The organism is Intestinimonas massiliensis (ex Afouda et al. 2020) (genome assembly GCF_900626285.1).
Classification (GTDB): domain Bacteria; phylum Bacillota; class Clostridia; order Oscillospirales; family Oscillospiraceae; genus Flavonifractor; species Flavonifractor massiliensis_A.
Genome location: NZ_LR131147.1, coordinates 2,417,527 through 2,430,526, shown reverse-complemented (window position 1 = coordinate 2,430,526; position 13,000 = coordinate 2,417,527). Strand labels below are relative to the sequence as shown.

The window sequence follows — 13,000 nt, the reverse complement described above, 5'->3', positions numbered from 1 at the left end:
CGGGAAAACCAGCCTGCCGTCCAATGGGCGGCGGGCTATTCCCCTATCGGAAAAGAGGTACCTCAGATGAGCGAGAGCTATTCCTTTACCGTCAACGGCGTCCTGCGTACCACCCAGGAGGACAAACCCCTGCTGCGCTACCTGCGGGACGACCTCCATCTGACCTCGGTCAAAGACGGGTGCAGCGAGGGCGCCTGCGGCACCTGTACCATCATTGTGGACGGCAAGACCGTCCGGGCCTGCATCCTCACCACCAAGAAGGCGGTGGGCAAGACCATCCTCACCGTGGAGGGCCTGAGCTATGACGAGCAGGAGGCCTTCGTGTACGCCTTCGGTTCGGTGGGGGCCGTCCAGTGCGGCTTCTGCATCCCCGGCATGGTGATGGCGGGCAAGGCTTTGATCGACCAGAACCCCAACCCCACCGAGGCGGAGATCAAGAAGGCCATCCGGGGCAACGTGTGCCGCTGCACCGGCTACAAGAAGATCATCGAGGGCATCTCCCTGGCCGCCGCCATTCTCCGCGGGGAGGAGAAGATCGACCCCGCCCTGGAGGGTGGGGACCGCTACCAGGTGGGCGACCGGGCCTTCCGCACCGACGTGCGGGAGAAGGTGCTGGGCACCGGCGAGTACTGCGACGACGTGCGGATGGACGGCATGGTGTACGGCTCCGCTGTCCGCTCCCAGTACCCCCGGGCCAGGATCCTGGATATCGACGCCAGCGCGGCCCTGGCTCTGCCCGGCGTGCTGGCCGTCCTCACCGCCGACGACGTGCCCCACAACAAGGTGGGCCACCTCCAGCAGGACTGGGACGTGTTCATCGCCAAGGGCTCCGTCACCCGCTGCGTGGGGGACGCCATCTGTCTGGTAGTGGCGGAGAATGAGGACATTCTCCGGGAAGCCAAAAAGCTGGTGAAGATCGACTACGAGCCCCTGGAGCCGGTGCGCACCATCCAGGAGGCCATGGCGGAGAACGCCCCGCTGGTCCACTCCAAGGGCAACCTGTGCCAGCAGCGCCACGTGACCCGGGGGGACGCCAAGACCGCCCTGGCCAACTCCAAGTACGTGGTCACCCAGCGCTACCAGACCCCCTTCACCGAGCACGCCTTCCTGGAGCCCGAGTGCGCGGTGGCCTTCCCCTACAAGGACGGGGTGAAGGTGTACACCTCCGACCAGGGCGTGTACGACACCCGGAAGGAGATCTCCATCATGCTGGGCTGGGAGCCCGAGCGCATCGTGGTGGAAAACAAGCTGGTGGGCGGCGGCTTCGGCGGCAAGGAGGACGTGTCAGTGCAGCACCTGGCCGCCCTGGCCGCCCTGAAGGTGAACCGGCCGGTGAAGGTAAAGCTGACCCGGCAGGAGTCCATCACCTTCCACCCCAAGCGCCACTACATGGAGGGCACCTTCACCCTGGGCTGCGACGAGAACGGCATCTTCACCGGCCTGGACTGCGAGATCTACTTTGACACCGGCGCCTACGCCTCCCTGTGCGGCCCGGTGCTGGAGCGGGCCTGCACCCACTCGGTGGGCCCCTACTGCTACCAGAATACCGATATCCGGGGCTTTGGCTATTACACCAACAACCCCCCCGCCGGCGCCTTCCGGGGCTTCGGCGTGTGCCAGAGCGAGTTTGCCCTTGAGTCCAACATCAACCTGCTGGCGGAGAAGGTGGGCATCTCCCCCTGGGAGATCCGCTACCGCAACGCCATCGAGCCGGGCAAGGTGCTGCCCAACGGCCAGATCGCCGACTGCTCCACCGCCCTGAAGGAGACCCTGCTGGCCGTCAAGGACGTATATGAGGCCAACATGGATCACGCGGGCATCGCCTGTGCCATGAAGAACTCCGGCGTGGGCGTGGGACTGCCCGACAAGGGCCGGGCCAAGGTGGTCATTCACAACGGCGTGGTGGAGCTGTACTCCGCCGCCTCCGACATCGGCCAGGGCTGCTTCACCGTCTTTGTGCAGATCATGGCCCAGACCCTGGGCCTGCCCAAGGAGAAGCTGAAGAACATGGGGGCCAACTCCGAGGTAGCCCCCGACTCGGGCACCACCTCCGGCTCCCGCCAGACCCTCATCACCGGCGAGGCGGTGCGCATGGTGTGCGAGGACGTGAAGAAGGACCTGGACGCCGTGGGCGGCGACCTCAGCAAGCTGGAGGGCAAGGAGTACTTTGCCGAGTTCTTCGACCCCACCGACAAGCTGGGGGCCGACGTGCCCAACCCCAAGAGCCATGTGGCCTACGGCTTCGCCACCCACGTGGTCATCCTGGACGACGAGGGCAAGGTAAAAGAGGTGTGGGCCGCCCACGACTCGGGCAAGGTGGTCAACCCCATCTCCATTCAGGGCCAGATCGAGGGCGGCGTGCTCATGGGTCTGGGCTACGCCCTGACGGAGAAATTCACCCTGAAGGACTGCGTGCCCCAGGTGAAGTTCGGCACCCTGGGCCTCATGCGGGCCGACCAGATCCCCGACATCCACGCCATCTACGTGGAGAAGGAGGAGCTGCTCCCCTTCGCCTACGGCGCCAAGGGCATCGGCGAGATCGCCACCATCCCCACCGCTCCGGCGGTGCAGGGGGCCTACTACGCCCGGGACCACATCCTCCGCACCACCCTCCCTATGGAGGACACCTTCTACAACAAAAAGAAGTAATTTTTCGTTCCGATTTACCACCCTCCGCGAAGGCCAGGCGGCCTCCCCCAGGGCCCTGGTCCGGCGGCTCCTCCCGCCCCGCACCAGGGCCTCTTTTTTCTTCTCTTACTGTAACGTGTAAAAGGGCTCAGGCATTGCTACACCGTGATTTTTCCTGTACCAAAAAATTTTTTAGCTTTACATGAAAATTTTTAGTTTTCCCTCTTGACATCTGCTCCACACGTGGTATGATTTACTCAGAAATAGGCTAAAAGTTTAGCAGGCTTCAAAAACATTTTGGAGGCGACAGTTCGATGAAAGACCAGATCAAATGGGTCCTGAACAAGATGCCCAAGAGCGAGGATAAGCAGCTCTCCGTCATGTCCCTGTCCAACGTGGCAAAGGCCCGCTTCTTCCACAGCTCCTTCCCCCAGTACTCCATCACCCCCCTGGCTCAGCTGGAGGGCATGGCCAAGTATCTGGGCCTGGGCGGCGTGTTCGTGAAGGACGAGTCCTACCGCTTCGGCCTGAACGCCTTCAAGGTGCTGGGCGGCTCCTTCGCCATGGCCAAGTACATTGCCAAGGAGATGGGCCGGGACGTATCCGAGATGACCTATGACTACCTGACCAGCGAGGCCTTCCGCAAGGAGTTCGGTCAGGCCACCTTCTTCACCGCCACCGACGGCAACCACGGCCGCGGCGTGGCATGGGCCGCCAACAAGCTGGGCCAGAAGGCCGTGGTACATATGCCCAAGGGCAGCTCCAAGTCCCGGTATGACAACATCGCCAAGGAGGGCGCTCAGGTCACCATCGAGGACGTGAACTACGACGACTGCGTGCGCATGGCCGCTGCCGAGGCCGAGCAGACCGAGCACGGTGTCATTGTGCAGGACACCGCCTGGGACGGCTACGAGGAGATCCCCTCCTGGATCATGCAGGGCTACGGCACCATGGCCAACGAGGCCGCCGAGCAGCTCCGCCAGTGCGGCGTGAACCGCCCCACCCACGTGTTCGTGCAGGCGGGCGTGGGCTCTCTGGCCGGCGCCGTGGTGGGCTACTTCACCAACCTGTTCCCCAATGATCCCCCCAAGTTTGTGGTGATGGAGGCCCGCGCCGCCGACTGTCTGTATCAGGGCGCTCTGGCGGGAGACGGCAAGCCCCGGATCGTCACCGGCGATCTCCAGACCATCATGGCCGGTCTGGCCTGCGGCGAGCCCAACACCATCTCCTGGGACATCCTGCGCAACCACGTGACCGCCTTCCTGTCCTGCCCCGATTGGGTGAGCGCCAAGGGCATGCGGATGCTGGGCGTGCCCGTGAAGGGCGACCCCACCGTGATCTCCGGCGAGTCCGGCGCTGTGGGCATGGGCGTTCTGGACGCCATCATGTGCGACGACACCTACAAGGAGCTGCGGGAGGCCCTGGAGCTGAACCGGTTCAGCCAGGTGCTGATGTTCTCCACCGAGGGCAACACCGATCCCCTGAAGTTCCGCCGGGTGATCTGGGACGGCGAGTACCCCACCACCGATTCTCCCCAGCACCCCTATCAATAAGCATGACCCATTTGGGATGAAGAAAAGGAAAAAAATACGTTAATGGAGGTCACTGACATGGATTTTGAGAAGATCAAAGCCGCTGCCGAAGGCTATAAGGCCGACATGACCCGCTTCCTGCGGGACATGATCTCCCACCCCAGCGAGAGCTGCGAGGAGAAGGAAGTGGTCGCCTGCATCAAGGCCGAGATGGAGAAGCTGGGCTACGATGAGGTCGAGGTGGACGGTCTGGGCAACATCATCGGCTGGATGGGCCAGGGCGACAAGATCATCGCCATCGACTCCCACATCGACACCGTGGGCATCGGCAACATCAACAACTGGACCCACGATCCCTACAAGGGCTACGAGGACGACGAGGTCATCTACGGCCGCGGCGGCTCCGACCAGGAGGGCGGCATGGCCTCCGCCGTGTACGGCACCAAGATCATGAAGGAGCTGGGCCTGATCCCCGCCGGCTACAAGATCATGGTGGTGGGCTCCGTCCAGGAAGAGGACTGCGACGGCATGTGCTGGCAGTACATCGTCAACAAGTTCTTCCCCGCCAAGGGCATCAAGAAGGAGCAGGTCGAGTTCGTCATCTCCACTGAGCCCACCGACGGCGGCATCTACCGCGGTCACCGGGGCCGCATGGAGATCCGGGTGGACGTGAAGGGCGTGTCCTGCCACGGCTCCGCTCCCGAGCGGGGCGACAACGCCATCTACAAGATGGCCGACATTCTCCAGGATGTCCGTGCCCTGAACGAGAACGACGACGCCGACTCCACCGAGATCAAGGGCCTGGTCAAGATGCTCAACCCCAAGTACAACCCCGAGCACTACGAGGACGCCCGCTTCCTGGGCCGCGGCACCTGCACCACCAGCCAGATCTTCTACACCTCTCCCAGCCGCTGCGCTGTGGCCGACTCCTGCTCCATCTCCATCGACCGCCGCATGACCGCCGGCGAGACCTGGGATTCCTGCCTGGAGGAGATCCGCAACCTGCCCAACGTGAAGAAGTACGGCGACGACGTGAAGGTGTCCATGTACATGTACGACCGTCCCTCCTGGACCGGCGAGGTGTACGAGACCGAGGCCTACTTCCCCACCTGGATCAACAAGGAGAACGCCGCCCACGTGCAGGCTCTGGTGGATGCCCACCACGCCCTGTTCGGCGAGAACCGCATCGGGCCCGAGGGCGCCATGTCCCTGCGCCACCGTCCCCTGATCGACAAGTGGACCTTCTCCACCAACGGTGTTGCCATCCAGGGCCGCTACGGCATCCCCTGCGTGGGCTTCGGCCCCGGCGCCGAGAGCCAGGCGCACGCCCCCAACGAGATCACCTGGAAGCAGGATCTGGTGTCCTGCGCCGCCCTGTACGCCGCCGTGCCCGGCCTGTACAAGGAGGAGAACAAGACCGCCGATGTGTCTCAGTTCCGCGCCGGCAAGACCAACAACGACATTAAGTAAGAACATTCGCCCATTTACTTATAAATTCTGAATATTGAAAAGGAGACGATCCACATGGACGCCAAGCTGCAGGCTTATATTGACAAACTGAACAAGCTCAACTTCAAGGAGATGTACAACGGCGACTTCTTCCTGACCTGGGAGAAGACCGACGACGAGATCGAGGCCGTCTTCACCGTGGCCGACGCCCTGCGCTACATGCGTGAGAACAACATCTCCACCAAGATCTTCGAGTCCGGCCTGGGCATCTCCCTGTTCCGCGACAACTCCACCCGTACCCGCTTCTCCTTCGCCTCCGCCTGCAACCTGCTGGGCCTGGAGGTCCAGGACCTGGACGAGGGCAAGAGCCAGATCGCCCACGGCGAGACCGTCCGTGAGACCGCCAACATGGTGTCCTTCATGGCCGACGTCATCGGCATCCGGGACGACATGTACATCGGCAAGGGCAACGCCTACATGCACGAGTTCATGGACGCCGTGACCCAGGGCAACAAGGACGGCGTGCTGGAGCAGAAGCCCACCCTGGTGAACCTGCAGTGCGACATCGACCACCCCACTCAGGCCATGGCCGACATGCTGCACATCATCCACCACTTCGGCGGCGTGGAGAACCTGAAGGGCAAGAAGATCGCCATGACCTGGGCTTACAGCCCCAGCTACGGCAAGCCCCTGTCCGTGCCCCAGGGCATCATCGGCCTGATGAGCCGCTTCGGCATGGACGTGGTCCTGGCTCACCCCGAGGGATACGAGGTCATGCCCGAGGTGGAGGAGGTCGCCAAGAAGAACGCCGAGAAGTCCGGCGGTACCTTCACCAAGACCCACAGCATGGCTGAGGCCTTCAAGGACGCCGACATCGTGTATCCCAAGAGCTGGGCTCCCTTCGCCGCCATGGAGAAGCGCACCAACCTGTACGCCGAGGGCGACAGCGACGGCATCAAGGCTCTGGAGAAGGAGCTGCTGGCTCAGAACGCCAACTACAAGGACTGGTGCTGCACCGAAGAGCTGATGAAGACCACCAAGGACGGCAAGGCCCTGTATATGCACTGCCTGCCCGCCGACATCAACGACGTCTCCTGCAAGGACGGCGAGGTCGAGGCCTCCGTGTTTGACCGTTACCGCGATCCTCTGTACAAGGAGGCTTCCTTCAAGCCCTACATCATCGCCGCCATGATCTTCCTGGCCAAGTGCAAGGATCCCCAGGCCACTCTGAAGGCTCTGGAGGAGCGCGGCCTCGCCCGTTGGTTCAACAAGTAATCACTCATTGCTTTTGAACAGATAGACTTCCATTTCTTTTCCCTTCATTCCAATGGCCCGTCCGCATAGGTCCACCTGCCTGACTTCGTGCGGACGGGCCGCACTATTTCGAATAAGATCGACCGAGGTGTTTTTCATATGGGCAAGCGCATCGTAATCGCACTGGGCGGCAACGCGCTGGGCAGCAACCTGCCCGAGCAGATGATCGCCGTGAAGCAGACCGCCAAGGCCATCGCCGACCTGATCGAGGAGGGGCACGAGGTCATCATCGCCCACGGCAACGGCCCCCAGGTGGGCATGATCCAGAACGCCATGACCGAACTGACCCGCTCCGATCCGGAGAAGTACATTCCCTGCCCCCTGTCCGTCTGCGTGGCCATGAGCCAGGGCTACATCGGCTACGACCTGCAGAACGGTCTGCGGGAGGAGCTGCTGGACCGGGGCATCAACAAGGGTGTGGCCACCGTGCTCACCCAGGTGGAGGTTGACCCCGCCGATCCCGCCTTTGAGCACCCCACCAAGCCCATCGGTGCCTTTATGACCAAGGAGGAGGCCGACAAGCTGGTGGCCGAGCGTGACTACAACGTCATCGAGGACGCCGGCCGGGGCTACCGCCGTGTGGTCGCCTCTCCCAAGCCCCAGTCCATCATTGAGATCGAGTCCATCCGGGACATGGTGCAGGCCGGTCTGGTGGTGGTGGCCTGCGGCGGCGGCGGCATCCCGGTGTACAAGACCGAGGGCCACCATCTGAAGGGCGCGGCCGCTGTCATCGACAAGGATTTCGCCTCCTGCGTGCTGGCCAAGCAGGTCAACGCCGACACCCTCATCATCCTCACCGCCGTGGAGAAGGTGGCCATCAACTTCGGCAAGCCCAACGAGCAGTGGCTGGACGAGCTGACCCCCGACCAGGCCCGCAAGTACATGGCGGAGGGCCACTTTGCCCCCGGCTCCATGCTGCCCAAGGTGCAGGCCGCTGTGGAGTTCGCCGAGAGCGCCCCCGGCCGCTCCGCCCTCATCACCCTGCTGGAGAAGGCCAAGGACGGCGTGGCCGGCAAGACCGGTACCGCCATCCACCTGTAATCAGATAAAAAAAGGATCTGCCTTCGGCAGATCCTTTTTTTATCCTCCCAGCCGTGCCACTATCATGTAGTAGAGGGGAATGGTAAGGTAGAGCATCCAGCCCGGATGCCAGTTGTCCAGCAAAAATCCGGTGATGAGATAGACCACTGTGATCACCACAGGATAAGCCGCGTCCAGCCCTATCAGGTGAGTAACAATGGGGAGCCCTACCATCATCACCAGGGTCAGCAGCCACAGCAGCTTCTCCTTCCGGGCTTTCCACTTCTTTTTCCGCTGCTTCTCCAGCCGCGCCTCGGCGTCCTCCCAGGCCTGGGCCGCCTCAAAGACCTCCCGGGTCTCCCGGTCCTCCTCCGTCTCACCCGGGCGGGTGTCCTGAAGGAGCAGTTCGTCCAGAGAGGTGCCGTACAGCCGGGCCAGCGTGATCAGGTTGTCGGTGTCCGGGGAGGACTCCGCCCGCTCCCACTTGCTGACAGCCTGGCGGCTCACCCCCAGCCGGGCGGCCAGCTCCTCCTGGGAGTAGCCATGCTCCCGCCGCAGGGCCACCAGCCGGTCGGCGATCTCAATATTCATTGGGCATCCCTCCTGGAGCCAGTTTATCCGTTTTGGGAAAAAAGTGCCACCCACTCTGCTTTTCGCAGGGGCAACTATCGGTTGCGGAGGCTCAGAGCAGCTGCTCTACCGCCCCTTCCAAACAATCGATCTCTCCAAATGTGGTAAAGGGGCTGACGGAAAACCGCACCACGCCCTGAGGCCCGCAGCCCAGCGTGCGGCAGGCCAGCGGAGCGCCCAGTATCCCCCAGGCGCACCGGATGCCGTACCGCTCTGCCAGCACCCGGGCCATCTCCCCGTTGGGCCGGGCGGTGAATTCCACCGACACCAGCCCCGCCCGGCCGTGGGGATCGTCCCTCCCCAGCACCCGCAGGCCCTCGCCATCCAGTTCCTTCATCCGGGCCCACAGGTGGCGGGACAGCTTTCCCAGCCGCTCCCGCAGGCCTTGACTCTCTTCCTCCAGATAGTCCAGGGCGGCCCCCAGGCCGGCAATGCCGGGCAGGTTGGCCGGATCGTCCGGGAAGGGGGGCAGCAGCTCCGCCAGGCGGTGGGACAGGGCCAGGCCGCCCACTCCCTCCGGCCCCAGCAGGCCGGTATAGCCGGGGAAGCTCAGCCCGTCGATGTTCCAGGCGTCCATATCCACCGGCAGCACCCCCAGGGTCTGGGCTCCATCCACCAGGAAAAAGATCCCCTTCGCCCGGCACAGTGCCCCCACCTGGCCCATGGGGAACAGCGCGCCTGAGACGTGGGAGGCGTGGGTGAGCACCACCGCCTTCACATCGGCGGTCATTTTTCCTTCCAGGCCGTCCAGGACCAACTCACCCCGCCCGGTGCAGGGCAGCAGCTCCGCCGCCGCCCCCAGCCGCTCCAGGGTGCGGTACACGCTTCCCCGCTCCATGGGAGAGGTAAGCACCTTGTCTCCCGGCTTGAGCAGAGCGGAGAGCAGCCGCTCCAACCCCCAGTCCGGGCCGGGTGTGAACCGGAGGGCGCTCCCCGCCGGGGCGTGGGCCAGGGCCAGCAGCCTCTCCCCCACTGTCTCCGGGCGGTCCTCCGACCGCCCGGGCCGCAGGACCGCCCGGGCCATGGCCTCCCCCACCCCCGGCGCCTTGGGAAAGGCGGCGGTACAGTTGTCCAGATAAACGGTGCTCATGGCTTCCCCCGTTTAAAAATCAGTCTCCACCAGCAGGCGGAAGCGGTAGCTCTCCTGCTTCATGCGGGTCAGGGCCTGCTCCAGCATACCCACGATATTGGCGCTGTCATCCAGCAGCACCCGGACGGTGCCCCGCTGGTCCTCCAGGGCGCTGAGCAGGGCGGAGCGCTGCACGCTCCGGCTGCGGCCGTCATCCCGAGCGTCCAGATCGCCGGACCAGCAGGCCCAGCCCGCCTCCTCCGCCGCCCGGGTCACGTTTTTCTCCGGCTCCTCCAGCAGAGCCAGGTGGGTGCGCAGACAGAGGGTGTCCTCCAGCCACCGGCTGCCCTCCTCCAGGGCAGCCAGAGCCTTCTCCCTGTCTCCGGCGGGCACGCTCAGGCCCACGGTATGGCCCGAGCCTACCGCCCGGCGGATAGCCGCCTCGTTGTCGGCCAGCGTCTCCGGCCGGAAAAAGAGCAGGGCCTTCACTCCCGCCCCATCCAGAAGATCCAGCAATTCCTCCGCTCCGGTGCCGGTGCACTGGAAGGCCAGGGCCACCGTCAGCTGCCGCTGGTCGGTCTCGTCCGGGCTGGGGGTAGCGGAAGGCGCGGCGGTGCTCCCGCCCCCGCCGGAGGAAGTGGTGGGCTTGGGGCTGGAGCTGGTGCCCATGGCCTTCAGGTACTCGTTGTACCGGATACGCATGGGGTTGGCCGCCGAATCCACGAACTGGGAGGTACTCAGCCACTCCTGTCCGTTGGTAATGCGGATCAGAGTGCCGTAGTTGGTGGGAGTATAGCTGTAATTCAGCCCGAAATAGCGGCACACCCCCGCCAGGGGGACGAACACCCGGCCGTTGCGGAGCACAGCCTTCATATCCATGTCCTCCCCGCTGGACTGCTCCACGCAGGTGCCGGCATTGATGTCGAATACCAGCGTACCGCTCAAGCTGTATAAGGTAAATTTATATTCCGTTCCGGTACGGTCCTGGCCATAGGATACCCCCAGGTTCACCCCGGTATAGGTCCAGTCGAAGGCATGGTAGGGCACATAGATGGCCCCGCCGATCCACACAGGCATGGCCTCCAGCGGCAGATCCAGCATCTGGTCGTTCTCCGCCATCAGGTAGATCTCCACGCTGTCCGCCATGGCCTGGGTGCCCGCCAGCAGGGTCACCGCCAGTACCGCCGCGCACAGGCAGGCCATCATCCGCTTCCACCGTGCCATCTGGCCGTCTCCTTTCCTTTGGATGCTTGATTATACCATAGCCGCAAGTCCCTATGGACTTGCGCGCCGCAAAGCGGCGTAAAATCGGCCCCGCCGATTTCAGCTATGGTGTAACATCAACAGCAGGCGTTTTGTTCACAAAACACCTGGATCCATGGGATCCTGCCGCACATTGTGCGGCAACTGGTGATATTATACCATGGATCGCTCTGCGGGTAAAGCGGGCACTTGCACCCCATTTTCCCCCATAGTATAATGAAACCAGCCTGAAAGGCAATTTAATGGGATTTTAACAGTTCCTAAATACCATCTTCAGCGGGGAGCGGGTATACTGGTACCATACCGCGGAAGGGGCGTGTTGTTATGGATATTACATTGGAGCAGGTGGAGCGCCTGCGGGAAAAGGCCGACATCTCCTATGAGGAGGCCAAGGCTGTCCTGGAGGAGGCGGGGGGCAGCGTGCTGGACGCCCTCATCCTGCTGGAAAAGCGGGGCAGAATCCATGCCGGCGCCGGACACAGCGCCCACTACTCCACCCGAACCGGCGGAGAGAGCGGCCCCTCGGCCTCCTATCCGGAACCGGCGGCGGAGCCGGAGCCGGGCGATGAGCAGAAGGGCGGATTCTGGCATATGATTCAGGATCTGCTCCGCCGGGGGCTGCAGGACAGCCTGGAGGTGTGGCGCCGGGAGGAGCTGATGGTGAGCATCCCGCTGCTCATCTCCATCCTGCTGCTGATCCTGGCCTTCTGGATCTGCCTGCCGCTGCTGGTGCTGGGGCTGCTGCTGGGCTGCCGGTACCGGCTGACCGGGCCGGATTTTGACGACAGCCCTGCCGGGGAGACGGTCAACCGGGCCGCCCGTACCGTAGGCGATACGGTGGAGAAGATGAAGGACGAGGCCCAGCGCTATTTTCACGAAAATCATCACGACAAGAAATGAGGTGCTGCTCCATGGGGGAGCGGATCCTGCTGGTAGAGGACGAGGAAAAGCTGGCCCGGATGGTGGAGCTGGAGCTCCAGTACGAGGGCTACACGGTGGAAAAGGCCTTTGACGGCCGGACGGGACTGGACCGGGCCCTCAGCGGCGGTTTCGACCTGGTGCTGCTGGACATCATGCTCCCCGCCCTGTCTGGGATGGAGGTGCTGCGGCGTCTGCGGCGGGAGAGCCAGGTGCCCGTCATCATGCTCACCGCCCGGGACACGGTGGTGGACAAGGTGTCCGGTCTGGACATGGGGGCGGACGACTATGTCACCAAGCCCTTTGCCATCGAGGAGCTGCTGGCCCGCATCCGGGCGGCCCTGCGCAAGCGGCCCGCCCGCCCGGAGGAAAGCGCTCCCCTGCTCACCGCCGGACCCCTGACCATGGACACCGAGCGGCATGAGGTGGCGGTGAACGGCCAGCAGGTGGCCCTCACCCGCCGGGAGTTTGATCTGCTGCGCTGCCTGCTGGAGCACAAGGAGAAGGTGCTCACCCGGGAGGCCCTGCTGGACCAGGTGTGGGGCTTCGACTTTGCCGGGGAGACCAACGCGGTGGACGTATACATCCGCTTCCTCCGCTCCAAGCTGGACGAACAGTTCGGCATCAAACTGATCCACACCGTCCGGGGTGTGGGCTATACCATCCGGGAGGAGGAGCATCCATGAGCGCATCCGCCATCGTCTACACCAGCGCCACCGGCTTCACCGCCCAGTACGCCACCCTGCTCCACCACCAGACCGGCTTGCCCCTCTACCGGCTGGAGGAGGCGGCAGGTCTGCCGGGCAGCACCCGGGTGCTCTACCTGGGCTGGCTGCGGGCAGGCAAGATCATGGGCCTGAAGAAGGCCGCATCCCGCCTGAAGGTGGCGGGGATCTGCGCCGTGGGTCTGGCGCCGGAGGGGGACCCGTCCAAGCTGCGGGAGGACAACCGTCTGGGGGAGATCCCCCTGTTCTACCTGCGGGGCGGCTACGCCCCCGCCCGGGTGAAGGGCCTCAATAAAATGATGATGGCCGCCATGGAGAAAGTGCTCTCCGGCAGGCACGACCCCCAGTCCCGCTCGGCCCTGGAGGCCATCCGCCGGGGCGCCGACTGGGTGAGCCAGGACCAGCTGGAGCCGGTGCTGGACTGGCTGGACAGCTGAAAGGCGGGCGTCTGC

The 13,000-nt window shown here is 63.9% G+C and carries 11 protein-coding genes; 8 read left to right on the top strand and 3 right to left on the bottom strand.

What is annotated here, in order from left to right; genetic code table 11:
* Nucleotides 1-66 precede the first annotated feature (66 nt).
* The 5 genes from xdh (at nucleotide 67) to arcC (ending at nucleotide 7,964) form a co-directional block, all read left to right on the top strand.
* On the top strand, nucleotides 67-2,649 hold the full coding sequence (gene xdh, locus E0E41_RS12050) for a selenium-dependent xanthine dehydrogenase (protein WP_130870122.1): 2,583 nt from the start codon (nucleotides 67-69) through the stop codon (nucleotides 2,647-2,649).
* A gap of 293 nt (nucleotides 2,650-2,942) precedes the next feature.
* A complete protein-coding gene (gene dpaL / locus E0E41_RS12045; protein ID WP_130870121.1) occupies nucleotides 2,943-4,181 on the top strand; it encodes a diaminopropionate ammonia-lyase in 1,239 nt (412 codons plus the stop codon).
* Between the two features lie 57 nt (nucleotides 4,182-4,238).
* The gene (locus E0E41_RS12040; RefSeq protein WP_130870120.1) at nucleotides 4,239-5,630 is read left to right on the top strand and encodes a YgeY family selenium metabolism-linked hydrolase; all 1,392 of its coding nucleotides are present in this window, start codon (nucleotides 4,239-4,241) and stop codon (nucleotides 5,628-5,630) included.
* A gap of 54 nt (nucleotides 5,631-5,684) precedes the next feature.
* Entirely contained in the window at nucleotides 5,685-6,884 is a 1,200-nt protein-coding gene (ygeW, locus tag E0E41_RS12035) for a knotted carbamoyltransferase YgeW (protein WP_130870119.1), read from the top strand.
* A gap of 138 nt (nucleotides 6,885-7,022) precedes the next feature.
* The gene (gene arcC, locus E0E41_RS12030; protein WP_130870118.1) at nucleotides 7,023-7,964 is read left to right on the top strand and encodes a carbamate kinase; all 942 of its coding nucleotides are present in this window, start codon (nucleotides 7,023-7,025) and stop codon (nucleotides 7,962-7,964) included.
* 39 nt (nucleotides 7,965-8,003) lie between these two features.
* Here the strand turns inward: arcC and E0E41_RS12025 are convergent, their stop codons facing one another.
* The 3 genes from E0E41_RS12025 to E0E41_RS19165 form a co-directional block, all read right to left on the bottom strand.
* Nucleotides 8,004-8,534 (bottom strand): helix-turn-helix domain-containing protein, encoded by a 531-nt coding sequence (locus tag E0E41_RS12025; protein WP_130870117.1) that lies wholly within the window; start codon nucleotides 8,532-8,534, stop codon nucleotides 8,004-8,006.
* A 91-nt stretch (nucleotides 8,535-8,625) separates the two neighbouring features.
* The gene (locus E0E41_RS12020) at nucleotides 8,626-9,663 is read right to left on the bottom strand and encodes an aminotransferase class V-fold PLP-dependent enzyme (protein ID WP_130870116.1); all 1,038 of its coding nucleotides are present in this window, start codon (nucleotides 9,661-9,663) and stop codon (nucleotides 8,626-8,628) included.
* Between the two features lie 12 nt (nucleotides 9,664-9,675).
* Nucleotides 9,676-10,866 (bottom strand): hypothetical protein, encoded by a 1,191-nt coding sequence (locus E0E41_RS19165; protein WP_130870115.1) that lies wholly within the window; start codon nucleotides 10,864-10,866, stop codon nucleotides 9,676-9,678.
* 363 nt (nucleotides 10,867-11,229) lie between these two features.
* Between E0E41_RS19165 and E0E41_RS12010 the strand changes: the two genes are divergently transcribed.
* Genes E0E41_RS12010 through E0E41_RS12000 form a run of 3 tightly spaced genes read left to right on the top strand, consistent with a single transcriptional unit; the run spans nucleotide 11,230 to nucleotide 12,985 of the window.
* Nucleotides 11,230-11,805 carry a ubiquitin gene (locus tag E0E41_RS12010; RefSeq protein ID WP_130870114.1) on the top strand — a complete coding sequence of 192 codons (576 nt, stop codon included), beginning with the start codon at nucleotides 11,230-11,232 and terminating at the stop codon, nucleotides 11,803-11,805.
* A gap of 11 nt (nucleotides 11,806-11,816) precedes the next feature.
* Complete coding sequence (locus E0E41_RS12005; protein ID WP_130870113.1) at nucleotides 11,817-12,509, top strand: response regulator transcription factor; 693 nt, start codon at nucleotides 11,817-11,819, stop codon at nucleotides 12,507-12,509.
* Nucleotides 12,506-12,985: a hypothetical protein gene (locus E0E41_RS12000; protein WP_130870112.1), complete on the top strand. Its 480-nt coding sequence runs from the start codon at nucleotides 12,506-12,508 to the stop codon at nucleotides 12,983-12,985. The genes E0E41_RS12005 and E0E41_RS12000 overlap by 4 nt, the downstream gene beginning before the upstream one ends.
* Nucleotides 12,986-13,000 lie beyond the last annotated feature (15 nt).